Origin of the sequence: Pseudomonas sp. N2-3-1-14 (assembly GCF_041228395.1) — a bacterium.
Classification (GTDB): Bacteria; Pseudomonadota; Gammaproteobacteria; order Pseudomonadales; family Pseudomonadaceae; genus Aquipseudomonas.
In genome coordinates this window covers 5,116,865-5,141,322 of record NZ_CP166199.1, presented here as the reverse complement: position 1 = coordinate 5,141,322, position 24,458 = coordinate 5,116,865, and the positions used below count along the sequence as shown (strand labels likewise).

21 protein-coding genes and 2 tRNA genes are annotated in these 24,458 nt (G+C 60.1%); 14 read left to right on the top strand and 9 right to left on the bottom strand.

From position 1 onward, the window contains the following. Positions 1-17: 17 nt before the first annotated feature. The 3 genes from AB5I78_RS23800 to AB5I78_RS23790 form a co-directional block, all read right to left on the bottom strand. The gene (locus AB5I78_RS23800; RefSeq protein WP_369302120.1) at positions 18-1,328 is read right to left on the bottom strand and encodes an MFS transporter; all 1,311 of its coding nucleotides are present in this window, start codon (positions 1,326-1,328) and stop codon (positions 18-20) included. A 367-nt stretch (positions 1,329-1,695) separates the two neighbouring features. After that, positions 1,696-2,934 (bottom strand): transporter associated domain-containing protein, encoded by a 1,239-nt coding sequence (locus AB5I78_RS23795; RefSeq protein WP_369302119.1) that lies wholly within the window; start codon positions 2,932-2,934, stop codon positions 1,696-1,698. Between the two features lie 12 nt (positions 2,935-2,946). Beyond that, positions 2,947-3,759 carry an inner membrane protein YpjD gene (locus AB5I78_RS23790; protein WP_106578310.1) on the bottom strand — a complete coding sequence of 271 codons (813 nt, stop codon included), beginning with the start codon at positions 3,757-3,759 and terminating at the stop codon, positions 2,947-2,949. Positions 3,760-3,992: 233 nt separating this feature from the next. Between AB5I78_RS23790 and ffh the strand changes: the two genes are divergently transcribed. The 11 genes from ffh (at position 3,993) to AB5I78_RS23735 (ending at position 13,518) form a co-directional block, all read left to right on the top strand. After that, positions 3,993-5,369, top strand: coding sequence for a signal recognition particle protein (gene ffh / locus AB5I78_RS23785; RefSeq protein ID WP_010207982.1), 1,377 nt, complete (start codon positions 3,993-3,995; stop codon positions 5,367-5,369). A 251-nt stretch (positions 5,370-5,620) separates the two neighbouring features. Next, the gene (rpsP, locus tag AB5I78_RS23780) at positions 5,621-5,872 is read left to right on the top strand and encodes a 30S ribosomal protein S16 (protein ID WP_003175899.1); all 252 of its coding nucleotides are present in this window, start codon (positions 5,621-5,623) and stop codon (positions 5,870-5,872) included. A 5-nt stretch (positions 5,873-5,877) separates the two neighbouring features. After that, positions 5,878-6,414, top strand: a complete 537-nt coding sequence (gene rimM, locus AB5I78_RS23775) for a ribosome maturation factor RimM (RefSeq protein WP_003175898.1) — start codon at positions 5,878-5,880, stop codon at positions 6,412-6,414. After that, positions 6,396-7,169, top strand: a complete 774-nt coding sequence (gene trmD, locus AB5I78_RS23770; RefSeq protein WP_177343966.1) for a tRNA (guanosine(37)-N1)-methyltransferase TrmD — start codon at positions 6,396-6,398, stop codon at positions 7,167-7,169. The genes rimM and trmD overlap by 19 nt, the downstream gene beginning before the upstream one ends. Positions 7,170-7,214: 45 nt before the next feature. Continuing rightward, positions 7,215-7,565, top strand: coding sequence for a 50S ribosomal protein L19 (gene rplS / locus AB5I78_RS23765; RefSeq protein WP_003175895.1), 351 nt, complete (start codon positions 7,215-7,217; stop codon positions 7,563-7,565). Between the two features lie 81 nt (positions 7,566-7,646). Then, positions 7,647-8,060 carry an acyl-CoA thioesterase gene (locus AB5I78_RS23760; protein ID WP_003193963.1) on the top strand — a complete coding sequence of 138 codons (414 nt, stop codon included), beginning with the start codon at positions 7,647-7,649 and terminating at the stop codon, positions 8,058-8,060. Between the two features lie 151 nt (positions 8,061-8,211). Continuing rightward, positions 8,212-9,108 carry a site-specific tyrosine recombinase XerD gene (gene xerD, locus AB5I78_RS23755; RefSeq protein WP_262209842.1) on the top strand — a complete coding sequence of 299 codons (897 nt, stop codon included), beginning with the start codon at positions 8,212-8,214 and terminating at the stop codon, positions 9,106-9,108. 177 nt (positions 9,109-9,285) lie between these two features. Next, positions 9,286-10,023, top strand: coding sequence for a thioredoxin fold domain-containing protein (locus AB5I78_RS23750; RefSeq protein WP_145164137.1), 738 nt, complete (start codon positions 9,286-9,288; stop codon positions 10,021-10,023). A gap of 122 nt (positions 10,024-10,145) precedes the next feature. Further along, positions 10,146-11,450: a homoserine dehydrogenase gene (locus AB5I78_RS23745; RefSeq protein ID WP_369302118.1), complete on the top strand. Its 1,305-nt coding sequence runs from the start codon at positions 10,146-10,148 to the stop codon at positions 11,448-11,450. Positions 11,451-11,553: 103 nt separating this feature from the next. Then, positions 11,554-12,963 (top strand): threonine synthase, encoded by a 1,410-nt coding sequence (gene thrC / locus AB5I78_RS23740; RefSeq protein ID WP_369302117.1) that lies wholly within the window; start codon positions 11,554-11,556, stop codon positions 12,961-12,963. Positions 12,964-13,233: 270 nt separating this feature from the next. Then, on the top strand, positions 13,234-13,518 hold the full coding sequence (locus AB5I78_RS23735) for a DUF3509 domain-containing protein (RefSeq protein ID WP_106578316.1): 285 nt from the start codon (positions 13,234-13,236) through the stop codon (positions 13,516-13,518). A gap of 182 nt (positions 13,519-13,700) precedes the next feature. On the opposite strand, the gene AB5I78_RS23730 is transcribed toward AB5I78_RS23735, so the two are convergent. Then, the gene (locus AB5I78_RS23730) at positions 13,701-14,585 is read right to left on the bottom strand and encodes a TIGR02285 family protein (protein WP_370003972.1); all 885 of its coding nucleotides are present in this window, start codon (positions 14,583-14,585) and stop codon (positions 13,701-13,703) included. After that, positions 14,585-15,784, bottom strand: a complete 1,200-nt coding sequence (locus tag AB5I78_RS23725) for a CaiB/BaiF CoA transferase family protein (RefSeq protein ID WP_369302116.1) — start codon at positions 15,782-15,784, stop codon at positions 14,585-14,587. Before AB5I78_RS23725 ends, AB5I78_RS23730 begins: the two co-directional genes overlap by 1 nt. 149 nt (positions 15,785-15,933) lie before the next feature. On the opposite strand from AB5I78_RS23725, the gene AB5I78_RS23720 reads away from it, so the two are divergent. Both AB5I78_RS23720 and recJ read left to right on the top strand, forming a co-directional pair. Next, positions 15,934-16,476 (top strand): YaeQ family protein, encoded by a 543-nt coding sequence (locus AB5I78_RS23720; protein WP_003193952.1) that lies wholly within the window; start codon positions 15,934-15,936, stop codon positions 16,474-16,476. Between the two features lie 173 nt (positions 16,477-16,649). Beyond that, positions 16,650-18,359: a single-stranded-DNA-specific exonuclease RecJ gene (gene recJ / locus AB5I78_RS23715; RefSeq protein WP_145164129.1), complete on the top strand. Its 1,710-nt coding sequence runs from the start codon at positions 16,650-16,652 to the stop codon at positions 18,357-18,359. Between the two features lie 77 nt (positions 18,360-18,436). Here the strand turns inward: recJ and AB5I78_RS23710 are convergent, their stop codons facing one another. The 4 genes from AB5I78_RS23710 to AB5I78_RS23695 all read right to left on the bottom strand — a co-directional run bounded on the left by AB5I78_RS23710 (position 18,437) and on the right by AB5I78_RS23695 (position 23,006). Continuing rightward, positions 18,437-19,723: a virulence factor family protein gene (locus tag AB5I78_RS23710; RefSeq protein WP_106578320.1), complete on the bottom strand. Its 1,287-nt coding sequence runs from the start codon at positions 19,721-19,723 to the stop codon at positions 18,437-18,439. Further along, on the bottom strand, positions 19,723-22,365 hold the full coding sequence (mprF, locus tag AB5I78_RS23705) for a bifunctional lysylphosphatidylglycerol flippase/synthetase MprF (RefSeq protein WP_145164127.1): 2,643 nt from the start codon (positions 22,363-22,365) through the stop codon (positions 19,723-19,725). The genes AB5I78_RS23710 and mprF overlap by 1 nt, the downstream gene beginning before the upstream one ends. Before the next feature lie 279 nt (positions 22,366-22,644). Continuing rightward, positions 22,645-22,721, bottom strand: a tRNA-Met gene (locus tag AB5I78_RS23700). Between the two features lie 208 nt (positions 22,722-22,929). Continuing rightward, positions 22,930-23,006 (bottom strand) — tRNA-Met (locus tag AB5I78_RS23695). 280 nt (positions 23,007-23,286) lie between these two features. On the opposite strand from AB5I78_RS23695, the gene dinB reads away from it, so the two are divergent. Beyond that, complete coding sequence (gene dinB, locus AB5I78_RS23690; RefSeq protein WP_369302115.1) at positions 23,287-24,345, top strand: DNA polymerase IV; 1,059 nt, start codon at positions 23,287-23,289, stop codon at positions 24,343-24,345. Positions 24,346-24,458 lie beyond the last annotated feature (113 nt).

Here is a 24,458-nt window from a genome sequence, read left to right as displayed (position 1 = left end):
CCCGCGATAGCGGTCTATCAGGCGACCTTGTTCAAGTCGTTATTGCGCGTCTCTTTCAGGCACAGCACAGCAATCAAGCTGAGCAACGCTGCCGCCGACACATACCCGCCGACATAACTCAGCCCGCCCATCGCCACCAGCTTGGTCGCGAAAAATGGTGCGGCCGATGCCCCGACAATCCCGCCCAGGTTATACGCCGCCGAAGCGCCGGTATAACGCACGCGCGTGGGGAACAGTTCCGGCAGCATCGCGCCCATTGGGGCGAAGGTCACGCCCATCAGAAACAATTCCAGTGCCAGGAACAGTGCGACGGCCCAGGTCGAGCCGTGGGTGAGCAGCGGCTCCATGGTGAAGCCCGACAGAATCGCAAGAATGGCGCCGACGATCAGTACCGGCTTGCGCCCGTAACGGTCGCTGGCCAACGCCGCCAGCGGCGTCGCCAGGCCCATGAACAACACCGCAAAGCACAGCAGGCCCAGGAACGTCTCGCGGCTGTAGCCCAGCGTTGCAACGCCGTAACTCAGCGAGAACGCGGTGGTGATGTAGAACAGCGCATAGCACACCACCATCGACGCCGCGCCCAGCAGGACCGGCAGCCAATGCTGGCTGAACAGCTCCACCAGCGGCACTTTCACCGGCGCTTCTCTGGCGACGGCGTTGGCGAACACCGGGGTTTCATGCAGTTTGAGGCGGGCATACAGGCCAACCATCACCAGCGCCGCGCTGAGAATGAACGGGATGCGCCAGCCCCAACTGCGGAACTGTTCGTCGTTCAGGCTCATGGCCAGGATCAGGAACAAACCATTGGCCGCCAGAAAGCCAATCGAAGGGCCCAGTTGCGGGAACATGCCGAACCAGGCGCGCTTGCCCTTGGGGGCGTTCTCGGTGGCCAGCAATGCTGCGCCGCCCCATTCGCCGCCAAGCCCCAGGCCCTGGCCGAAGCGCAGCACGCACAAGAGGATCGGTGCCCAGGCGCCGATGCTGTCATAGCCGGGCAGCAGGCCAATCAACGTGGTGCACACGCCCATCAGCAGCAACGACGCCACCAGGGTTGATTTGCGCCCGATACGGTCACCGAAGTGGCCGAACAGCGCCGAACCCAGCGGGCGAGCGATGAAGGCGATGCCGAAGGTCAGGAACGATGCCAGCATCTGCGCGGTGCCGGAGGTCTGCGGGAAGAACACCGGGCCGATCACCAGCGCAGCGGCCGTGGCGTAGATGTAGAAATCGTAGAACTCGATGGCGGTGCCGACGATGCTCGCGGTGGCGACCCGTGCGGTCGAGTTGAGCGGGGCGGCGGTTGCAGCCTCGGTATAGGTGGTGCTCATTGAGGTATCCCTGACGGTCATTGCGCGTTTGGACGCGGATTATTATTGGTCAAACACCCATGGATCAGGGGTGTAAGCGGGGCGGCTCGGGATGGGAGCAAACACCGGTCAGACACGGTAAAGCAGTGCCTGGACGCGCTGAGTGCGGGTAGCACGCGGTCGGGCGGGGCTCTGGTAAGCCGTCCCGATTATAGGAAGGGGTTTGAACAGACAACAAGGGGGCGGGCGAGGATCTCTTGGCTGGAAACCGGATCGATGTGGGAGCTGGCTTGCCTGCGATACAGGCGCTTCGGTACATCAGGAGTACCGAGGTGAGGCCATCGCAGGCAAGCCAGCTCCCACAGGGGCAATGTGTTTTGCCAGGAGGTCAGGCGGCGACGGGCACGCGGCTGGTGTGCCAGATCAGCACCTTGCTGACGCGGTTGTCCTCGGTCTCGAGGATTTCCAGGCGATAGCGGCCGATCTTCAGGCACACCGCGCAATCCGGAATGGTCTCCAGCGCTTCGGTCACCAGGCCGTTCAAGGTCTTGGGGCCGTCGCTGGGAAGGTGCCAGCCCAGGCTTTTATTCAGTTCGCGGATCGAAGCCGCGCCGTCGATGATGTAGCGGCCATCGGGCTGCGCCTCGATATGCGGATTGTCCGCTGCCTGATCACTTTCGAATTCGCCGACGATTTCTTCGAGGATATCTTCCAGAGTGACGATGCCCAGCACTTCGCCGTATTCGTCCACCACCATGCCCAGGCGCCGCTGCTGCTTGTGGAAGTTCAGCAGTTGCAGTTGCAGGGGCGTGCTTTCGGGGACGAAATAGGGCTCGTGGCAGGCCGCGAGCAAGGCTTCTTTGGTCAGGCTGGCGTCGGGCAGCAGGTGTTGGATCTGCCGGGTATTGAGCACGGCTTCGACCTGGTTGATGTCACTGTGGAACACCGGCAGGCGCGTGCGTTGCGAGGTGCGCAGCTGCTCAATGATCTCCTCGACCGAGTCATCCAGGTTGATACCGTCCACTTCGCTGCGCGGCACCAGGATGTCGTTGACCGTGATGTTGTCCAGCGCGTGAATGCCGGGCATGCCGGGCGTACGATTTTCATCGGTCTCGGGCTCGGGTTCATCGTCGTGATCGGGCAGTGGCTCGTCGCTCTTTTTCACCACGCCGGATTTGCGTGCGAACGGGCGCAGCAATAACAGGCTGATGCCATTGAGCAGCCAGGCCAGGGGGTAGAGGATTTTCAGCGGCACACCCAGCAGCGTATTACCAAAGCCCAGTACGGCTTGCGGGTGGCGAACCGCCAGGGCGCGAGGCAGGTAGTCGGCGAGCACCAGCAGGATCGCGCAGGAGATCAGCCAGCCGAGCCACGGGCCGTTCTGCGCCCAGGCATAGATTGCCAGCAACGTGCAGAGAATCACCACGGCCGCACGACACAGGCTGTTGCACAGAATCAGGCTGTTACGCGGGAAGTTCAGGCGGGCGGCGGCCTTGTCACCCTGGCGCGTACCGGGGCGCAGGGCCAGCAAATGTTGTTGTGCGGCTTCGATGGCGGTAAACAGCGCCGCCCATAACACCAGCAAGGCGATTACCGCGAGCATCGGCCCAAGGGGCAAGTTGTCCATGATCGCTGCCCGTCAGATATGCAGGATGTATTCGCGAACCAGCTTGCTGCCGAAATAGGCCAGCATCAGCAGGCAGAAACCGGCCAGGGTCCAGCGGATCGCCTTGTGCCCACGCCAGCCGAGGCGGTTACGCCCCCACAGCAACACGCTGAACACCACCCAGGCCAGGCACGCCAGCAGGGTTTTGTGCACCAGGTGTTGGGCGAACAGGTTTTCGACGAACAGCCAGCCGGAAATCAGCGACAGCGACAACAGCGTCCAGCCGGCCCACAGAAAGCCGAACAGCAGGCTTTCCATGGTCTGCAGCGGCGGGAAGTTCTTGATCAGCCCGGACGGGTGCTTGTTTTTAAGCTGGTGGTCCTGCAGCAGCAGGAGCAACGCCTGGAACACCGCAATCGTGAACATGCCGTAAGCCAGGATCGACAGCAGGATGTGGGCGAGAATGCCCGGCTCCTCGTCGATCACTTGCACGGTGCCAGTGGGGGTGAATTGCGCCAGCAGCACTGTCAGCATTCCCAGCGGGAATAGCAGCACCAGCAGGTTTTCCACGGGAATGCGGTAACAGGCCAGCAGCGTCAGGGCGATGACGGCAGCGGCGATCAGACTGGCGGCACTGAAAAAGTCCAGGCCCAGGCCGACCGGCGTCATCAAATGAGTGAACAGGCTCGCGGCGTGGGCGAGCAGGGCGACGACGCCCAGGCCCACCAGCAGACGTTTATCCGCTTTTGTGCCTTGGGCCAGACGAGTGCCCTGATAGAGAGTCGCAGCGGCGTACAAAATGGCGGCGGCGAGGCTGGGTAGCAAACTGGGTGACAAGGGGACCATAAATCCTGATAGACAAGCCCGAAAGGCGCTGAGTTTGGCACACACCAACGCTGCACGAAAGACTCCCGGGCCAGACAGCGGGTGTGCACAGGCGCAGTCTTCGCTATAATCCGCGACCTGCCCACGCCGCAGGCTCGCCGAGCGCTGTTTTTAACAGCGATTTACCACAGCCTGGGCCGCCATTACCTCGGTCTACAAAGCATTTCGATGAATAGGGCCTGAAAGGATCGCGCATGTTTGAAAACTTGACTGACCGTCTCTCGCAGACGCTGCGCCACGTAACCGGCAAGGCCAAGCTGACCGAGGACAATATTAAAGACACCCTGCGTGAAGTACGCATGGCGTTGCTGGAAGCCGACGTGGCCTTGCCGGTGGTGAAGGACTTCGTCAACTCGGTCAAAGAGCGCGCGGTCGGCACCGAAGTGTCCCGCAGCCTGACCCCGGGCCAGGCCTTTGTGAAGATCGTGCAGGCCGAACTCGAAAGCCTGATGGGCGCGGCCAACGAAGACTTGAACCTCAGCGCCGTGCCACCGGCCGTCGTGCTGATGGCCGGTCTGCAAGGTGCGGGTAAGACCACCACCGCCGGCAAGCTGGCGCGCTTTCTTAAAGAGCGCAAGAAGAAGTCGGTGATGGTGGTGTCGGCCGACGTGTACCGTCCGGCGGCCATCAAGCAGCTGGAAATGCTCGCGGGCGAAGTGGGCGTGACCTTCTTCCCGTCCGACCTGAGTCAGAAGCCGGTCGACATTGCCAACGCGGCTATTAAAGAAGCCAAGCTCAAATTCATCGACGTGGTCATCGTTGATACCGCCGGTCGCCTGCACATCGATGAAGAGATGATGGGCGAGATCAAGGCGCTGCATGCCGCGATCAATCCGGTCGAGACGCTGTTCGTGGTCGACGCCATGACCGGCCAGGATGCGGCCAACACCGCCAAGGCCTTTGGTGATGCGCTGCCGCTGACCGGCGTGATCCTGACCAAGGTCGACGGTGATGCCCGTGGCGGTGCTGCGCTGTCGGTACGTGCAATCACCGGCAAGCCGATCAAGTTCATCGGTATGGGCGAGAAGAGCGACGCGCTCGAGCCGTTCCACCCTGAGCGTATCGCCTCGCGTATCCTCGGCATGGGCGACGTGCTCAGCCTGATCGAGCAGGCCGAAGCCACGCTCGACAAGGACAAGGCCGATAAGCTGGCCAAGAAGCTGAAGAAGGGCAAGGGCTTCGACCTCGAAGACTTCCGTGACCAGCTGCAACAGATGAAGAACATGGGCGGCCTCGGCGGCCTGATGGACAAACTGCCGAACATCGGCGGTGTGAACCTGGCGCAAATGGGCAATGCCCAGGGCGCGGCAGAGAAGCAGTTCAAGCAGATGGAAGCCATCATCAACTCCATGACCCCGGCCGAGCGCCGCGACCCTGAGCTGATCAGCGGTTCGCGCAAGCGTCGGATCGCCATGGGCTCCGGCACCCAGGTGCAGGACATCGGTCGCTTGATCAAGCAGCACAAGCAGATGCAGAAGATGATGAAGAAGTTCTCCGCAAAAGGCGGAATGGCCAAGATGATGCGCGGCATGGGCGGTATGTTGCCCGGCGGCGGCATGCCAAAAATGTAAAGAATTCGAGCGGAAGTTCACTTCTGCTCCGACCCACAAGGATGTGGGATCTCCAGCAAACCCGCGGTTAGCGGGAGCTGACTCGCCGTTTTAACCGACGGCTCTATAGCAGATCTGAGTGGCACGCTGACTAGGCGCCAGAAAAAGACATTTGCAAAAGTCCGGATATTCCTTAGAATATGCGGCCTTTCGGGCACCTATGCCCGCTGTGCATTTAGATTTGCAGCACCGACTACAGGAACGATGTTCACATGCTAACAATCCGTCTTGCCCTTGGCGGCTCCAAAAAGCGCCCGTTTTACCACTTGACCGTAACCGACAGCCGCAACCCGCGCGACGGTTCGCACAAGGAACAGGTTGGTTTCTTCAACCCTGTTGCTCGTGGTCAAGAAGTTCGTCTGTCCGTGAACCAAGAGCGCGTAGCCTACTGGCTGAGCGTGGGTGCACAGCCATCCGAGCGCGTTGCAAAACTGTTGAAGGACTCGGCTAAGGCCGCAGCCTGAGCAATATGAACGCGACGCCAGCTGTTGCTGATGATTTGATCGTTATCGGCAAGATTTACTCTGTTCATGGCGTTCGCGGCGAAGTGAAGGTGTATTCCTTTACTGATCCGACTGAAAACCTGTTGCAGTACAAAACCTGGACGCTCAAGCGCGAAGGGAGTGTGAAACAGGTCGAGCTGGTCAGTGGACGCGGGAGCGATAAGTTCCTGGTCGCAAAGCTCAAGGGTCTTGATGATCGTGAAGAAGCGCGTCTTCTGGCCGGTTATGAGATCTGCGTGCCGCGCAACCTGTTCCCTGAATTGACCGACGGCGAGTACTACTGGTACCAGCTGGAAGGTCTGAAGGTTATTGATCAACTCGGGCAATTGCTCGGGAAAATCGATCATCTTCTGGAAACCGGCGCCAATGATGTAATGGTGGTCAAGCCTTGCGCTGGCAGCCTGGATGATCGCGAACGCCTGTTGCCGTATACCGAGCAATGCGTGTTGGCCGTCGACCTGGCAGCGGGCGAGATGAAGGTGGAATGGGACGCGGACTTCTAAGCGTGGCTAATTTGCGCATTGAAGTGATCAGTTTGTTTCCCGAGATGTTCTCCGCCATCAGCGAGTACGGCATCACCAGTCGGGCGGTGAAACAGGGGCTGTTGCAGCTCACCTGTTGGAACCCGCGAGACTACACGACAGATCGACACCACACTGTGGATGATCGCCCATTTGGCGGTGGTCCGGGCATGGTGATGAAGATCAAGCCCCTGGAAGACGCGTTGGTTGAGGCCAAGGCCGCCGCCGGGGAGAAGGCGAAGGTAATTTACCTGTCCCCTCAAGGCCGTCAGCTGAAACAGGCTGCGGTACGCGAACTGGCGAATGAGGAAGCACTGATCCTGATTGCCGGTCGCTATGAAGGCATTGACGAGCGGTTTATTGAAGCTCATGTCGATGAAGAGTGGTCGATTGGGGACTATGTCCTGTCTGGCGGCGAGCTGCCGGCGATGGTCCTGATAGATGCGGTTACACGACTGCTGCCTGGAGCTTTAGGGCATGCGGACTCCGCGGAGGAAGATTCCTTCACGGATGGTTTGCTGGATTGCCCGCACTACACCCGACCGGAGGTGTATGCGGATCAGCGTGTTCCCGACGTATTGCTAAGTGGCAATCACGCACACATCCGGCGTTGGCGTTTACAGCAGTCCCTTGGTCGGACCTATGAACGACGCGCTGATCTTCTGGAAAGCCGCTCGCTTTCTGGAGAAGAGAAGAAGCTGCTCGAGGAATACATCCTCGCGCGGGACGATAGTTAACAACGTATCGATGGTAGGTCCATTGACTTACCTTAGGAGCACAGCATGACTAACAAAATCATCCTTGCACTCGAAGCAGAGCAGATGACCAAAGAGATCCCTACCTTTGCCCCAGGCGACACTATTGTCGTTCAGGTGAAAGTGAAGGAAGGCGACCGTTCGCGTCTGCAAGCGTTCGAAGGCGTGGTAATCGCCAAGCGTAACCGTGGTGTGAACAGTGCTTTCACTGTTCGTAAAATCTCCAACGGTGTTGGCGTAGAGCGTACTTTCCAGACCTACAGCCCGCAAATCGACAGCATGGCCGTTAAGCGTCGCGGTGACGTACGTAAAGCCAAGCTGTACTACCTGCGTGACCTGTCCGGTAAAGCAGCTCGCATCAAGGAAAAACTGGCTTAAGTCCAGCTTCCCGATGCAGAAAAAAGCAGCCTACGGGCTGCTTTTTTGTGCCTGAAATTTGTCCCTTGCCGGTACTTGCCCATGACCACCCGCCTCGAAGAAATCCAGCGTCGCACCGACCTGTCCGTGACCCACGTGACCAAGGCCGTATTCCCGCCGACTACCAACCACCACAACACCCTGTTCGGCGGCACTGCCTTGGCCTGGATGGACGAAGTGTCGTTCATTACCGCCACGCGTTTTTGCCGCTTGCCGCTGGTGACGGTCTCCACCGACCGCATTGATTTCAATCACGCGATTCCGGCCGGTTCTATCGTCGAGCTGATTGGCCGCGTCATCAAGGTGGGCAACACCAGTCTCAAGGTCGAAGTCGAAGTGTTCGTCGAGAGCATGAGTGCCGATGGTCGCGAAAAGGCGATCCAAGGCGTGTTCAGCTTTGTCGCGATCGATGCCGACAAGCGCCCGGTGCCGGTGCTGCCAGGGTTTGTTGACTGATCCTGAACCGAGTCGCGGCCATCGCAGGCAAGCCAGCTCCCACATTCGATCGATGTTGATGATGCTATCAGGCAAAACACAAAACCCATGTGGGAGCTGGCTTGCCTGCGATAGGATCTACCAGACACTCCAGTAATCAGCCTGAGCCCCTATGCCCGCCATTGACCATCCTCTGATCGACCGCTTTCTCGACGCCTTGTGGCTGGAAAAAGGCCTGTCGGACAACACCCGCCAGGCCTATCGCAGTGACCTCGCCCTGTTCAATGGCTGGCTGCAGGAAAAAAACCTCGAACTGATCAATGCCGGTCGCGAGCTGATCCTCGATCACCTGGCCTGGCGCCTGGAGCAGAACTACAAGCCGCGTTCCACCGCGCGTTTTCTCTCCGGCGTACGTGGCTTTTATCGCTACCTGCTGCGGGAAAAGCTCATCGCCGCCGACCCGACGCTGCAAATCGACATGCCGCAACTGGGCCGGCCATTGCCCAAATCCCTGTCGGAAGCCGACGTGGATGCCTTGCTCGCCGCGCCCGACCTCAGCGAAGCCATCGGCCAGCGCGACCGCGCCATGCTCGAAGTGCTCTACGCCTGCGGCCTGCGCGTGACCGAGCTGATCAGCCTGACCCTTGAGCAAGTCAACCTGCGCCAGGGCGTGCTGCGGGTGATGGGCAAGGGCAGCAAGGAACGCTTGGTGCCGATGGGTGAGGAGGCAATCGTGTGGGTCGAGCGCTACATGCGTGATGCCCGCATCGAGTTGCTCGGTGGGCGGCCCAGCGATGTGCTGTTTCCCAGCCTGCGCGGCGAGCAGATGACTCGCCAGACCTTCTGGCACCGTATCAAGCACCAGGCCAAGGTGGCCGGGATCGGCAAAGCGCTTTCGCCGCACACGTTGCGCCATGCGTTCGCCACCCACTTGCTCAACCACGGTGCGGACCTGCGTGTGGTGCAAATGCTGCTGGGGCACAGTGACTTATCCACAACTCAGATCTACACGCATGTCGCGCGGGCACGCTTGCAGGATATGCACGCCAAGCACCACCCGCGCGGATGAAATTGCATCCGAAACGGCCCAATTTACCCACCGCAGTCTGCCCTCCGGCCCAACTGTGGTAGGCTTTGCCGGTTAGCAAAGGGGACGGTCAGACTTTTGTTTGTCTTGTGTGTATGACCCCGTATTTTCAGATCGGTGTTCCACACCCCGTCCCTGCATCTGCCTTCAGGAGTTCCCATGCGCTTGACCCAGATTATTGCCGCCGCAGCGATTGCGTTGGTTTCCACTTTTGTTGTCGCCGACGACGCCGCCGAGCAAACGATTCGCAAGAGCCTGGCCAACCTGCAGCTCGACACGCCGATCGAAAGCATCAGCGCCAGCCCGATGGCCGGCCTGTATGAAGTCAAGCTCAAGGGCAGCCGCGTGCTGTACGCCAGTGCCGATGGCCAGTACATCGTTCAGGGCTACCTGTTCCAGTTGAAAGATGGCAAGCCGGTCAACCTGACCGAGAAAGCCGAGCGCCTGGGCGTGTCCAAGCTGATCAACGGCATTCCAGTGGCTGAAACCGTGGTGTACCCGGCCATCGGCGAGACCAAGACCCACATCACCGTGTTCACCGACACCACCTGCCCGTACTGCCACAAGCTGCACGCCGAAGTGCCTGCGCTGAACAAGCTCGGTGTGGAAGTGCGCTACGTAGCGTTCCCGCGCCAGGGCCTGGGCTCGCCGGGTGACGAGCAGTTGCAGGCGGTATGGTGCTCGGCCGACAAGAAAGCCGCGATGGACAAAATGGTCGATGGCAAGGAAATCAAGGCGGCCAAATGCGCCAACCCGGTTTCCAAGCAGTTTGCCTTGGGTCAGTCGATTGGCGTGAACGGTACACCGGCCATCGTTTTGGCTGACGGCCAAGTCATTCCGGGCTACCAGCCGGCGCCACAAGTTGCCAAACTGGCACTGGGTGCGAGTAAGCAGTAATCGTCGAGCCTTTGGCGATCATGCTCCGCCGAACAGTCGGCGGGGCATTAATTGAGAGCCGCAGTTGTGCGGCTGTTTTTCACGGCCGACCTTGAGTCGGCCGTTTCATGGGGAGTTCTTCAGTGAAACCGGTCAAAGTAGGCATCTGTGGGTTAGGGACCGTCGGTGGCGGCACCTTCAACGTACTTCAGCGTAATGCTGAAGAAATTTCCCGCCGTGCAGGGCGTGGGATTGAAGTGGCACAAATTGCCACGCGTACGCCAAAGCCTCAGTTCCAAACGACCGGTATTGCGATTACCAACGATGTCTTCGCCGTGGCGACCAACCCTGAAATCGATATTGTCATCGAGCTGGTTGGCGGCTACACCGTGGCCCGTGATCTGGTGCTGCTGGCCATTGAAAACGGTAAACATGTGGTCACCGCCAACAAGGCGCTGATTGCCGTGCATGGCAACGAGATCTTCGCCAAGGCGCGTGAGAAGGGCGTGATCGTTGCGTTCGAAGCTGCCGTGGCCGGTGGCATCCCGGTGATCAAGGCGATCCGTGAAGGCCTGTCCGCCAACCGCATCAACTGGGTGGCCGGTATCATCAATGGCACCGGTAACTTCATCCTCACCGAAATGCGCGAGAAGGGCCGTACCTTCGAAGACGTGCTGGCCGAAGCCCAAGCCCTGGGTTACGCCGAAGCCGACCCGACCTTCGACGTGGAAGGCATCGACGCTGCGCACAAGCTGACCATCCTGGCGTCCATCGCCTTTGGTATTCCGCTGCAGTTCGACAAGGCCTACACCGAAGGCATCACCAAGCTGACCACTGCCGACGTTAACTACGCCGAAGCGCTGGGCTACCGCATCAAGCACTTGGGCGTGGCGCGCAGCACTGCGACCGGTATCGAGCTGCGAGTGCACCCGACGCTGATCCCGGCTGACCGCCTGATCGCCAACGTCAACGGCGTGATGAACGCGGTGATGGTCAACGGTGACGCTGCCGGTTCGACCCTGTTCTACGGCGCCGGCGCCGGCATGGAGCCGACCGCTTCGTCGGTGATCGCCGACCTGGTTGACGTGGTTCGCGCCATGACCAGCGACCCGGAGAACCGCGTGCCGCACCTGGCGTTCCAGCCGGATTCGCTGTCGGCCCACCCGATCCTGCCGATCGAAGCCTGCGAAAGCGCCTACTACCTGCGTATCCAGGCCCAGGATCATCCGGGTGTGTTGGCCCAGGTGGCGAGCATCCTGTCGGAGCGCGGCATCAACATCGAGTCGATCATGCAGAAGGAAGTCGAGGAGCAAAACGGCCAGGTGCCGATGATCCTGCTGACCCACCGCGTGCTCGAGCAGCACATGAACGATGCCATCCGGGCGCTCGAAGCTCTTCAGGGCGTGGTTGGGCCGGTCGTTCGTATTCGCGTCGAACATCTAAATTAATTCAGCTGCAAGCGCCAAGCTGCAAGCTGCAAGTAAAAGCAGATCCGCCGTTACTTGCAGCTTGTCACTTGAAGCTTGAAGCCCAAACCGAAGGTTTGCCCCTATGCGTTACATCAGCACCCGCGGCCAGGCACCGGCCCTGAATTTCGAAGACGTTTTGCTGGCAGGCCTTGCCACTGACGGCGGCCTGTATGTGCCGGAAAACCTGCCACGCTTCACCCAGGAAGAAATCGCCTCGTGGGCCGGCCTGCCGTACCACGAGCTGGCCTTCCGTGTAATGCGCCCGTTTGTCACCGGCAGCATTCCGGATGCGGACTTCAAGAAGATCCTCGAAGAGACCTACGGCGTGTTTTCCCACAGCGCCATCGCGCCATTGCGTCAGCTCAATGGCAACGAATGGGTACTTGAGCTGTTCCACGGCCCGACCCTGGCGTTCAAGGACTTCGCCCTGCAGCTGCTCGGTCGCCTGCTCGATTACGTGTTGGAAAAACGCGGCGAGCGCGTGGTGATCATTGGCGCGACCTCCGGTGATACCGGTTCGGCGGCCATTGAAGGTTGCAAGCACTGTGAAAACGTCGACATCTTCATCCTGCACCCGCACAAGCGCGTGTCGGAAGTGCAGCGTCGCCAGATGACCACCATTTTTGGTGAGAACATCCACAACATCGCCATCGAAGGCAACTTCGATGACTGCCAGGAAATGGTCAAGAACAGCTTCGCCGACCAGAGCTTCCTCAAGGGCACGCGCCTGGTCGCCGTGAACTCGATCAACTGGGCGCGGATCATGGCTCAGATCGTCTACTACTTCCACGCAGCCCTGCAGTTGGGCGGCCCGGCGCGTTCGGTGTCGTTCTCGGTGCCGACCGGCAACTTCGGCGACATTTTCGCCGGTTACCTGGCGCGCAACATGGGCCTGCCGATCAACCAACTGATCGTCGCCACCAACCGCAACGACATCCTGCACCGCTTCATGAGCGGCAACCAGTACGTCAAGGAAACCCTGCACGCCACGCTGTCGCCGTCGATGGACATCATGGTGTCGTCGAACTTCGAACGCCTGCTGTTCGACATGCACGGTCGCAATGGCACCGCCCTGGCCGAGCTGATGAGCAGCTTCAAGAGCGGTGGCGGTTTCAGCGTTGACCAAGAGCGCTGGACCGAAACGCGCAAGCTGTTCGACTCCCTGGCGGTGGACGATGCACAGACCTGCGAAACCATCGCTGAGGTCTACGCCCAGACCGGCGAGCTGCTGGACCCGCACACCGCTATCGGTGTGAAGGCTGCGCGCGAATGCCGTCGCAGCCTGGATATTCCGATGGTCATTCTGGGTACGGCTCACCCGGTCAAGTTCCCGGAAGCGGTGGAGAAGGCGGGCGTAGGCAAGGCGCTGGAATTGCCGGAGCACTTGGCTGACCTGTTCGAACGCGAAGAGCGTTGCACGGTGCTGGCCAATGACTTGAAGACTGTGCAGGCGTTTGTCAGCCAGCACGGGAACCGTGGCAAGCCGTTGTAAGGCGAGCCGCGTAGACACGAACGCCGCTTTCCCTTCGTTGGGGCAGCGGCGTTTTTTGTTTCGGGAACCTCAAAACGGTCGACCATTGCGTAAGCAGTTATGTGCGGCCGTTTTTTGCCTGTCATGTTGCAAGCGCATGCTGGTTCACGTCACTCCCTGACGGCCCCATAAAGACGATAAAGCGAACTTTCCTACGTCATAACCAGTCACTTAGGATAGATGCAGCTCCCGTTGAAACGATTGTTCCCGAACTATTGAGTGGTGATCGAGATGGAAAGTATCAGCCTATTGCTCGAAGAAGCACTGAGCCCTTATCAGGTGACATTGACCACCGCTGGTGTGCAAGACGAGTGCCTGGTGACCGTGAAGAACCCGGCCGGCGCCATCGTTGTGGAGCGTGAAGTCGACCGCGCGCAATTGACCGATAAACGCGTGCTGGTAGATGTGGTGGATTGCCTGCTGCGCGACCTGAAAATCGCCGAAGGGCGTCTGGAACCGTCCGTCATCGCGGCCTTGCGCAGCGCTGCCCAGACCCGCAATGGCGCCCTTGCATGAAGAATTGTTTAACTAGGGAAACTTCCTACAGCATGGCCGGTCAGATTTTGTAACAGCAAGAGCAAACATTGTGCTCCGGTGTTTGTGGCTTGTTGTACTGGTCTTTGTAGGCCACGTTTAACCCCGAAGTGTCTCCCCACTCTTCGGGGTTTCTTTTTGCCTGCGATTTGCCCTGTGATGCCTCAGGGGGTTGGTGAGTCCTGGAAAAAATCAGGGTTGTCACGCAAGTACTGTTCACGCGTGACCGGGTCCAACCACGACGTGTAGGACTGCTGTAGCTGCGCCTGTGGGATGTCGCGTAATACCTGGTCGATACGTGCCATGGCCTGGCGGCCTTGAGGCGTGTCCGAGCAACCGATATGCGTACGCTGATAAGGCGCTGAGCCCTTGATGGGATAAAACACCAGGTCTCGTGCGGCGATGCCCTGTTGCGTGGCGTGATAGCGGATTTCCGGCCAGTAGCCCAGCACCGCCTCCAGCCGCCCAAGACGTTGCATTTGCAGCAGACTGCCAAGGGCGTCATTGCCGTAATGCAGCGCCAGAATGTGCGGATCGGCGCCTTTTAGCTGTTCATCGATGACGGGGCCGTAACTGCGTTCGGCCGTGGCGCCGATGCGTGCTTTGTGGGCGTCGAGGAAGGCTTGCAGGTCAAATTGTTCATTGACGATAAAGGGCGCCATTGCCGCCTGCTGGCTTCGTCGAATGGCTACGCCGTTGCTCGCCACCGCAAACGCCTGGGCGGAAAACACAATGTACTTCGCGCGTTCCGGCGTCCACAGCAGTAACGGATCGCAGGTCAGGGAGTCAGCGCGCAGCATCTGGATGCCGCGGGCGCGATTGACGTGCATCACGGTGTGTCGGTATTGCGGCAGACGCTCGCTGAGCACTGGCAGCAATTGATCCAATGCCCCTTGGCCTTTCTGTGGGCCCTCGAAGATGATCAGCGGCGGCAGGTCGCGCAGCAACCAGATTATCGTGTCCTCGGCACGCGCGGCGAGCGGCCATACGCCGAACATCGCGCCGACAAAGCACAGGGGAATGGACCAGCGTCTACACGGGCCAGCCATCAGATCGCGCCGCCCTCGCGCAAGCGGGTGATGGCCGCCGTGTCGTAGCCCAATTGGTTAAGCACCTCGCTGTTGTGCTCGCCCAACTGCGGCCCGACCCATTCACAACTGCCGGGCGTGTCCGACAGCTTGGGCACGATCCCCGGCATTTTGAAGTCCTTGCCGCCCGGCAACTGCGCCTTGAGGAACATTTCCCGCGCCAGAAACTGCGGGTCGCCAAGCATGTCTTCGGCGCTGTAGATGCGGCTGGCGGGCACCTCGGCCTGGTTGAGTTGCTCGATTACTTGATCCAGAGGCAGCGAATTGACCCAGCGGTCGATCACGCCATACAGCTCGTCACGGCGGCTGTCGCGTCCATCATTGCTCGCCAAGGTCGGATCGTTGGCCAGGTCCTCACGCCCAATCGCCGACATGAAGCGCTTGAAGATCGCATCGCCATTGGCCCCAATCTGCACATGCTTGCCATCGGCGCTGGTATGGATCGAAGACGGCGTGATGCCGGGCATGATGTTGCCGGTGCGTTCGCGGATAAACCCGAACACATCAAACTCCGGGACCATGCTCTCCATCATCGCGAAGATAGCTTCATACAGCGCCACGTCCACCACCTGGCCAAGCCCGCCGTTGACTTCGCGATGACGCAGCGCCATCAGCGCACCAATCACTGCCCACAAGGCGGCTATCGAATCGCCGATGGAAATCCCGGTGCGTACCGGCGGGCGATCTTCGAAACCGGTGATATAGCGCAAACCGCCCATGGATTCGCCCACTGCGCCGAACCCTGGCTGGTCCTTCATTGGCCCGGTCTGGCCAAAACCTGAAAGCCGTACCATCACCAGCTTCGGGTTCAGGGCATGCAGGGTTTCCCAGCTCAAACCGAGTTTTTCCAGTACCCCGGGGCGAAAGTTTTCGATCAGGATGTCGGCGTCTGCCAGCAATTGTTTGAGAATCGCCAGGCCATCCGGGTGCTTGAGGTTCAGCGTCAGCGACTTCTTGTTGCGCGCCTGCACAAACCACCACAGCGATGTGCCCTCATACAGCTTGCGCCACTTACGCAGCGGATCGCCGCCATCAGGGGACTCGACCTTGATCACCTCGGCCCCGAATTCGGCACAGATACGTGACGCAAACGGTCCGGCGATCAGGGTGCCCAGTTCGATGACTTTCAGGCCGGCAAGCGGTTTGGCATTAAACGACATGAGGATCCTTAGCAAGCGTGGGGCGGTGGTGTGATGCCTTTTAACATAGGCGAGCGGCCCAGGGATAAGGATGATGCAACGCCGTATTCGTTGATTGACCTCGCCATCGGTTAGACTGGCCGCCTTTCCCTGTCTCTAGAAGCCCGTTCATGGCCCAGCCGTCCACGACCTACAAATTCGAACTCAACCTCACCGACCTTGATCGCTCGGTGTATGAGAGCGTCAAACAGACCATCGCCCGCCATCCATCGGAAACCGAAGAGCGCATGACCGTGCGCCTGCTGGCCTACGCCCTCTGGTACAACGAGCAACTGGCGTTCGGTCGTGGCCTGTCAGATGTAGACGAACCAGCCCTGTGGGAAAAAAGCCTGGATGATCGGGTTCTGCACTGGATCGAAGTCGGCCAGCCTGACGCCGACCGCCTGACCTGGTGTTCGCGCCGTACCGAGCGCACCAGTTTGCTGGCCTATGGCAGCTTGCGCGTGTGGGAGGGCAAAGTGGTGCCGGTGGCCAACAACCTGAAGAACGTGCACATCGCTGCCGTGCCGCAGGAAGTCCTCGAGACCCTGGCCAAGGACATGCCGCGCGTGATCAAGTGGGACGTGATGATCAGTGAAGGCACGATTTTTGTGACCGACGATCGCGGTCAGCACGAAGTGCAACTGCAGTGGCTGGTCGGCGAGCGCGGTTGAAATTGTGGGAGCTGGCTTGCCTGCGATGCAGACACCTCGGTCTTTCAGCTATACCGAGGTGATGCATTCGCGAGCAAGCCCGCTCCCACAGAAGCCGGTTCCTACAGTTGATCCATGTTGCTTTCAGCATTGTTGTTTAACCGTTGTACTAGAAGAGAAGCTTCCGTCGCCCCATGCGTATCGATCCTCGCCCGTTGCCCGCTGTCCTGCCGTTTCTCGGTGAATTGCCACCGCTGTTGACCCGTCTTTACGCCGCACGCGGGGTGCAGTCCGAAGCTGAGCTGGACAAGAGCCTGGCGCGGTTGATTCCCTACCAGCAGCTCAAGGGCATCGACGCGGCGGTGGACCTGCTGGTGACGGCCTTGGAGCAGCGCCAGCGCATCCTCATCGTCGGTGACTTCGACGCCGATGGCGCCACTGCCAGCACGGTGGGCACCCTGGGCCTGCGTTTGCTCGGCGCGGCCCATGTCGACTACCTGGTGCCCAACCGTTTCGAGTACGGCTATGGCCTGACTCCGGAAATCGTTGCGGTGGCGCTGCAGCGCGAGCCGCAGTTGCTGATCACCGTGGACAACGGTATTTCCAGCGTCGAAGGCGTCGCGGCGGCCAAGGCGGCGGGGTTGAAGGTGTTGGTCACCGATCACCACTTGCCGGGTGATGAGCTGCCGGCGGCAGATGCCATCGTCAATCCGAACCAGCCCGGTTGTGAATTTCCCAGCAAGGCGCTGGCTGGCGTAGGCGTGATCTTTTATGTGCTGATGGCCCTGCGCGCGCGACTGCGCAGCCTGGGTTGGTACGCCAACACGCCTCAGCCGAACATCGGCGAGCTGCTCGACCTGGTGGCCCTGGGCAGTGTCGCCGACGTGGTGCCGCTGGACGCCAACAACCGCATCCTGGTGCATCAGGGCCTGGAGCGCATTCGCGCCGGTCGTGCGCGGCCGGGCATCAAGGCGATTCTTGAAGTCGCCAAGCGCGACCACGCGCGCATCACCTCCACCGACCTTGGTTTTATCCTCGGGCCGCGCTTGAACGCCGCCGGGCGCCTGGACGATATGAGCCTGGGCATCGAATGCCTGCTCACCACCGACTTCGCCGCCGCGCGGGAAATGGCGGCGCAGCTGGACGGTATGAACCAGGACCGTAAATCCATCGAACAGGGCATGCAGCGCGAAGCGCTCGCCCAGCTCAAGGACTTGCCCGTGGAATCGATGCCCTACGGGTTGTGCCTGTTCGACCCGGAATGGCACCAAGGCGTGATCGGTATTCTGGCGTCGCGAATGAAGGAGCGGTATTTCCGCCCGACCATCGCCTTCGCCGATGCCGGTGACGGCCTGCTCAAGGGCTCAGGGCGCTCTGTGCAGGGTTTTCACATCCGTGATGCGCTGGCGGTCGTCGCCAGCCAGCATCCCAACCTGATCACCAAATACGGCGGCCACGCGATGGCGGCCGGTCTGACCTTGCCCGAGGCGAATTTCCCACTGTTTGCCGAAGCCTTTGACGCTGAAGTCCGTCGCCAACTGCGGGAAGAAGACCTGACGGGCCGGCTGCTGTCGGACGGCACCCTGGCGGTGGAAGAGTTTCACCTGGAACTGGCGCGCGCATTGCGGCATGCCGGGCCGTGGGGGCAGCACTTTCCCGAGCCGTTGTTTCACGGTGTGTTTCAGTTGGTCGAGCAGCGCGTGGTCGGTGAGCGGCACCTCAAAGTGGTGCTCAAGAGCGAATGCGGGTCGGTGAAGCTCGATGGCATTGCATTTGGTGTGGACCGTGAGGTCTGGCCTAATCCGACAGTGCGTTGGGTCGAGTTGGCCTACAAACTGGATGTGAACGAGTTTCGTGGGAATGAAACTGTGCAGCTGATGATTGCGCATATCGAACCGCGCTGAATCTAAACAACACTGCAAAAACAAATGTGGGAGGGGGCTTGCCCCCTCCCACATTTTAAGCCATGTAATACCTGGAGTTACTCGGCTTTGTCCTTGGCCTGATGCTTGACGATGATATCCACCAGGCGCTGTGCCAGCGCCGGGTAGTTCTCGTCAAAGTGATGCCCGCCTGGCAGCTTCACGGCTTCGCCAACAGCGGTCTTGTCGGTGCAGCCACTCTCGTCGACTTCTTCGGCGCCGTAGATGCACACCACTTTGTCAGCCGGCAGCTTGGCCATTTCCGGGCCGGTCGCGGCTTCTTTGCCGGCGTTGCCCAACCAACCTTCCACTTCGATCTCAAAGCTGCCGGTACGTGCGAATGCCAGCAGGATGATTGCGTCGACGCGCTGCTGTTCGTTTTCCGGCATGCGGTTGTAGATCGCCGGCAGTACGTCGGCGCCGAATGAATAACCGGTCAGCACGAAGCGCTTGGTGCCCCATTTCTGCCGGTAGTGCTGCATCAATTCGGTGAGGTCCTTGGCGCTTTGTTCAGGCGTTTTGTGCTGCCAGTAGTAGCGCAGGGTGTCGATGCCCACGACCGGGTAACCGATCTTGGCCATTTCACCGGCGACGTCACGGTCCAGGTCACGCCAGCCGCCATCACCGGAGAGGAACAGGGTAACGGTGTCCTTGGCTTGACCGGCCGGTACTTCCACCACGGGAATCGCCAGGCCGCCGTTGTCCGAACCCACCAGTTGCTTGCGCAGTTCGTTGTTCAGCACTTGCGGGTAGTGGATGTCGTAGTCGCTGATGCTGGTCGTCGCGCGCGGGGTGTCGCGTACGAAACTGGCACTTTCATCGTCAGGGTTGTCGTTCCACGCCACCAGCCAATTGCCATGGGCAGAGGTCTTCGGCAGCGGGTCCTTGCAGCCTTCCTGCACCAGGGCAAAGCCGACGGAGATGGCATTGGCCTTGTCGTCGTTCTGTGTGGCCAGCCAGCGCCAGGCGAGTGCTGCGCCAGGGCCGATGCCGCTGACCAGCGTCGCCGGGCCTTTGAGCTGGGCCAGGGCGCTTTGCAGCGCTTGTTCCTGCAGCTTGCAGTCATCCTTTGGCAGGATCACTTGAACGATTTGCGCGGAGCCGCCCTGGCTCAGGGCAATCAGTTGGCTATCGGTCAGGGTTTCATCGGCCATCACGGCCACGGCCACACGGGCTTTTGCCGAGCCGTTAGGCGTCACGCGGGTCATCACCGAACCGTCGGCCTGGGGCAGTTGTTCCAGGGTCGGTTGCGGGGCAGGGCGGTTCCAGTACCAGAAGCCACCCGCCGCGATCAGCGCGAGCAGCACTACAAAGGCCAATACATACCGCCAGGAGCGTCGAATCATCAGCGTTTCACCAATCCAGTCAAGCCGCCCGCAATCAGGGCGGCGGTATCGGCCAGTGCCACCAGCGGATCAAGTCCTGCGGGCACGGCCATATAACGGGGTTCCCAGTCAGGCTGGAACTTGTCTTTAAAGCGGCGCAAACCTTGGAAGTTATACAGTTGCTCGCCACGTCGGAACACCATCGAGCCCAGGCGTTGGGTCAGCGGTGCGCCACGGCGTGGTTGCAGGCCCGACAACGGCACCATGCCGAGGCTGAATCGGGCGTAGTCGTGGTTCTTATAATGTTGAATCAGGCCAACCATCATGAATTCCATGGTCAGCTTCGGCGCGTCCGGGTGCGCACGCATCAGGTCGAGACTGGCCAGGTCATGGTTGTAAGTCTCGAGCAGGTTGGCGAAGGCCACCGGGCGCCCTTCGAAGCGAATAATCGCAATACGAAAGTGCTTGAGGTAGTCGTCGCTGAAACGGCCCAGGGAAAAGCCCTTTTCCCGCACGTTCTTGCCGGTCAGCCAGGCATCGGAGATGACTTTGAGTTCTTCCATCGGCGCCTGGCCCGGTTCGAAGATTTCCAGGGACAGGCCGTCCCGGGTGCCACGGTTCCAGGTGTAGCGCAGGTCCTTCATCTCTTTGCCCTTGGCTTCCAGGTCAAAGCGTTTCAGGTCGACGCGGGCTTCTTCGCCCAGCTTGATCGCGGTCAGGCCGATGTCCATGTAGTAGGGCAGGTTCTCGGCGCGTACCTGATAAAACACCGGGCGCGCGTGATGGATGTCGCACAGGTCACGGAACTGCCAGATCATCTCGGCGCGCGGCTGGGTCGGGCCGATCGGGTCATACAAGGCCACCAGGCTGCGCCCGCGGCGGGCGTACATCAGGAAGGCTTCATCGTTGGGGTGGAACAGCAGCGCCTTGTCGCCGGTCAGCGCCAGGCCTCCGTCGGGCTGTGAGGAGGCCATCAGGATCTTGGTGGCGCGTTCCAGTTCGTCCGGGGTTGGCAGATGAATCACCGGGCGTGCGGTGCGCAGCAGCCAGGTCAGCGAGACGATCACCAACAGCACCGCTGCACCCAGCAGCGAGCGCAGGCCGCGGGGGGCGTTGGCGTCCAGGGTGAACTGCCACCACAGCTGGTGGCTGTACGGCACGTCTTGATAGGCAAACAGCAGCAGCCAGATCGAGGCGCCCAACACACAGACGCTGGCCACCAGGTACAGCGGCGAGAACGGCAGTTCGGTCAGGCGGCTGGCGCGGTAGAACGAGCGCCGGAAGATCGCCAGCAGCACGGCGGTCATGATCATCAGGCTGGCTTCTTCCCAATCGAAGCCTTTAAGCAGTGAGAGCAGGGCGCCGGTGAGCAGCAACACCATGGTCAGCATCCAGGCGGCCGACAAACGCCGACGCAAGCCTTGGGCGAGCAACAGGCACAGCACGCCGATCAAGCTGGCACCGAAGTGCGAGGCGTCAATCAGGCGGTGGGGAATCAGGAAGCCGATGTTTTCCAGGCGTGAGTCGATTTCCGGCGTTGCGCCGGAAAACAGCAGGACCACGCCGGACAAAAAAACCAGTACGGCCAACACCGGCGCGGCCAGGCCGGAGGCAACCCGCAGGCTTTGCTGCGTCTGGAACAGGCGCTGGGCCTCGTTGACCAGCAGGAACACGCAGGCGATCAGCAGCGGCAGCACCACATAAATCATGCGGTATAGCAGCAGGGCGGCAGCCAATGGCGCGGCGCCAAGCTTGTCGGCAAATGCCGCGAGCAGAATCGCTTCGAACACGCCAACACCGCCTGGCACATGGCTGAGTACACCGGCAGCCAGGGCCAGCAGGTACACCAGCAGGAAGGGGCCGAACGGCGGCGCTTCCGGCAGCAGCATATAAAGGACGGTGGCGGCAGCGGCTACGTCCAGCGCGGTGATGATCAGTTGCAGGAACGTCAGGCGCCGGCCCGGCAGGCGCAGGGTACGACGTCCCGCCTTGACCAGCAGGTTGTCTGGATAAGGTTGCTCTGGTAGGCGACGGCGATAAATGCCGATGCACAGCGCGGCGGACAGCAGCAGCACTGCACCGGCAATACCACCGAGCACGCCTTGCGACAGGTGCAGATAGGTCGATGCCGCCGGCAGGTTACTCAGTGTGGCCAGTGCTGCCAGCGGCGGCAGCGCCGTACCAAGGGCCAGGCTGGCGAACACGGTCATGTGCGCCACTTCCGAAGCCCCGATACCGTGGCGTGCATATAAACGGTAGCGCACAGACCCGCCGGAGAGCATCGACAAGCCAATGGCGTTGCCGATGGCAAAGGCAGTGAAGCCACCCAGCGCCAGGGTCTTGGCCGGCAGTTTTACCCCGGCATAGCGTGCGCCGGAGAATTCATAACCCAGCAGAATGATGAAACCGGCGATGGCCGCCGCGAACGCACCCAGCAGGGCGGGTCTGGGCACTTCCAGGATCGAGTCGTGGAGCGCATACAGGTCCAGTTCCAGCAGTAAGTGTCGGCAGGCGATCAGGGCGATTGCGAACAGCAACAGGGTAACGGCCAGCCCGATCGGCTGACGGTATTTGCTCAACAGATCCAGCCAACGCAAGCGGGTGGGTGTGATCGGTTGTGTCGCTGTGACGGTGTCTTGTGGTTCAGACGAGTTGGCGCGCATCAATCACCTCGTGGATTGTGCGCGACAGGATGGAGGTATCCAGCCAAGTTACCAATCCCTATGGACAAAATAATTACAAATATTAACGCGTATCGCCGGGTGCGGCGACTGCGGCCATTGGTCGTAGAGGGTAATGCTTGAGCATTCAGCATAGCTTGCAATGAGATGGACTCTACAAACCGTGTACGGTTTCATGAAAGATGCCATGCCATTGTTTCAGAAGAACTTTTTCGTCAGATACAAAAAAGGCCACTCTTTCGAGTAGCCTTTTTTGATGTTTGGTTGCGGGAGCCGGATTTGAACCGACGACCTTCGGGTTATGAGCCCGACGAGCTACCAGACTGCTCCATCCCGCGTCTGTGGGCGGCATTCTACAGCCCAACGCCGAGGTGTCAACCGTTAATGGGTCGATGGGTCAAATTAGTGTGAATTAGCGTCTTTCACCCCGACCACGTGCGGTAAGTGCGCGACGGACAAAGATTTTTCTGTCTTACAATTTGCGTACACATGCAAAACAAGCACGCACAAAAAAGGCCACTCTTTCGAGTAGCCTTTTTTGATGTTTGGTTGCGGGAGCCGGATTTGAACCGACGACCTTCGGGTTATGAGCCCGACGAGCTACCAGACTGCTCCATCCCGCGTCTGTGTGTCGGCATTCTACAGAGGAACGCGAGTGTGTCAACCTGTGAATCGAAGAAAAGCGCTTGTGGTTCAATCGGTTAGCTCTCCAAGGCAAGCCTTGGAAGGGCGCGAGGCCAGTGTGGCCGAGGGTTTCAGCTCTATTGGCAGGCGAATTTCGATTGAGAAAATAAATTCATCAGTGAAATTTCCTACCGCTGAAGCGGAAGATTCAAACTACTGGTGCTATATACAGGGGTGAATGCGATACTGGCCGCCCGTTGGATTACACCCTCTGTTTATATGACGCAGCGCAAAATCATCCACGTCGACTGTGATTGCTTCTACGCCGCCATCGAGATGCGCGACGATCCGAGCCTGGCACAAAAGCCCCTCGCGGTCGGCGGCTCGGCCGATAGAAGAGGGGTGATCGCCACCTGTAACTATGAGGCGCGGGCTTACGGGGTGCGTTCGGCCATGTCATCGCGCCACGCCTTGAAGCTGTGCCCGGACCTGACCATCGTCAAGCCGCGCATGGATGCCTATAAGGAAGCGTCGAAGGAAATCCAGACGATCTTCCGCGATTACACCGACCTGATCGAGCCGCTGTCGCTGGACGAAGCCTACCTGGACGTCTCTGACAGCCCGCACTTTGGCGGCAGTGCCACGCGCATCGCTCAAGACATTCGTCGCCGGGTCTCCAACCAGCTGCACATCACAGTGTCCGCCGGCGTTGCGCCGAACAAGTTTCTGGCCAAGATCGCCAGCGACTGGAAAAAACCCAACGGCCTGTTTGTGATCACCCCGGATCAGGTCGAAGACTTCGTCTCCCAGTTGCTGGTGAACAAGTTGCACGGCGTTGGCAAGGTGACGGCCGATAAGCTGGCGCGCCTGGGGATTGCAGACTGTCTGCAATTGCGTGAGTGGAACAAGCTGGCGCTGGTGCGTGAATTCGGCAGTTTCGGCGAGCGGCTCTGGAGCCTGGCTCGTGGGATTGATGACCGCGTGGTGCAGAACGACAGCCGTCGGCAATCCATCAGTGTGGAAAATACCTACGACGTGGACTTGCCGGATCTCTCAAGTTGCCTGGCGAAACTGCCCGAGCTGATGGAAACCCTGGCCGGGCGCATGGCGCGCATCGACAGCAGCTATCGCGCGGGCAAGCCGTTCGTCAAAGTGAAGTTTCATGACTTCACCCAAACCACCCTGGAGCAAGCAGGGGCAGGGCGGGATCTGGAGAGTTATCAACAGCTGTTGACCCAGGCGTTCAATCGCGGCGGCAAACCGGTGCGGTTATTGGGGATTGGGGTGCGGTTGCTGGATCTGAGCAGCGGTAACGAACAGCTGCAGTTTCCCTGGTAAAAACCGGGAGCCAAATGTGGGAGCGGGCTTGCTCGCGAAGGCGCCGTGTCAGTCGATACATTCATCACTGATACACCGCTTTCGCGAGCAAGCCCGCTCCCACATTTAGATCT

Excerpts from the sequence above, each read along its gene's own strand:
- AB5I78_RS23800 (WP_369302120.1), bottom strand. The coding sequence starts at position 1,328 with ATGAGCACCACCTATACCGAGGCTGCAACCGCCGCCCCGCTCAACTCG.
- AB5I78_RS23735 (WP_106578316.1), top strand. The coding sequence starts at position 13,234 with ATGGAAAGTATCAGCCTATTGCTCGAAGAAGCACTGAGCCCTTATCAG.
- rplS (WP_003175895.1), top strand. The coding sequence starts at position 7,215 with ATGACTAACAAAATCATCCTTGCACTCGAAGCAGAGCAGATGACCAAA.
- xerD (WP_262209842.1), top strand. The coding sequence starts at position 8,212 with ATGCCCGCCATTGACCATCCTCTGATCGACCGCTTTCTCGACGCCTTG.
- AB5I78_RS23730 (WP_370003972.1), bottom strand. The coding sequence starts at position 14,585 with ATGGCTGGCCCGTGTAGACGCTGGTCCATTCCCCTGTGCTTTGTCGGC.
- dinB (WP_369302115.1), top strand. The coding sequence starts at position 23,287 with ATGACGCAGCGCAAAATCATCCACGTCGACTGTGATTGCTTCTACGCC.
- recJ (WP_145164129.1), top strand. The coding sequence starts at position 16,650 with ATGCGTATCGATCCTCGCCCGTTGCCCGCTGTCCTGCCGTTTCTCGGT.
- thrC (WP_369302117.1), top strand. The coding sequence starts at position 11,554 with ATGCGTTACATCAGCACCCGCGGCCAGGCACCGGCCCTGAATTTCGAA.
- rimM (WP_003175898.1), top strand. The coding sequence starts at position 5,878 with ATGAACGCGACGCCAGCTGTTGCTGATGATTTGATCGTTATCGGCAAG.
- AB5I78_RS23710 (WP_106578320.1), bottom strand. The coding sequence starts at position 19,723 with ATGATTCGACGCTCCTGGCGGTATGTATTGGCCTTTGTAGTGCTGCTC.
- AB5I78_RS23795 (WP_369302119.1), bottom strand. The coding sequence starts at position 2,934 with ATGGACAACTTGCCCCTTGGGCCGATGCTCGCGGTAATCGCCTTGCTG.
- trmD (WP_177343966.1), top strand. The coding sequence starts at position 6,396 with ATGGGACGCGGACTTCTAAGCGTGGCTAATTTGCGCATTGAAGTGATC.
- AB5I78_RS23790 (WP_106578310.1), bottom strand. The coding sequence starts at position 3,759 with ATGGTCCCCTTGTCACCCAGTTTGCTACCCAGCCTCGCCGCCGCCATT.
- mprF (WP_145164127.1), bottom strand. The coding sequence starts at position 22,365 with ATGCGCGCCAACTCGTCTGAACCACAAGACACCGTCACAGCGACACAA.
- AB5I78_RS23725 (WP_369302116.1), bottom strand. The coding sequence starts at position 15,784 with ATGTCGTTTAATGCCAAACCGCTTGCCGGCCTGAAAGTCATCGAACTG.
- rpsP (WP_003175899.1), top strand. The coding sequence starts at position 5,621 with ATGCTAACAATCCGTCTTGCCCTTGGCGGCTCCAAAAAGCGCCCGTTT.
- AB5I78_RS23750 (WP_145164137.1), top strand. The coding sequence starts at position 9,286 with ATGCGCTTGACCCAGATTATTGCCGCCGCAGCGATTGCGTTGGTTTCC.
- ffh (WP_010207982.1), top strand. The coding sequence starts at position 3,993 with ATGTTTGAAAACTTGACTGACCGTCTCTCGCAGACGCTGCGCCACGTA.
- AB5I78_RS23760 (WP_003193963.1), top strand. The coding sequence starts at position 7,647 with ATGACCACCCGCCTCGAAGAAATCCAGCGTCGCACCGACCTGTCCGTG.
- AB5I78_RS23720 (WP_003193952.1), top strand. The coding sequence starts at position 15,934 with ATGGCCCAGCCGTCCACGACCTACAAATTCGAACTCAACCTCACCGAC.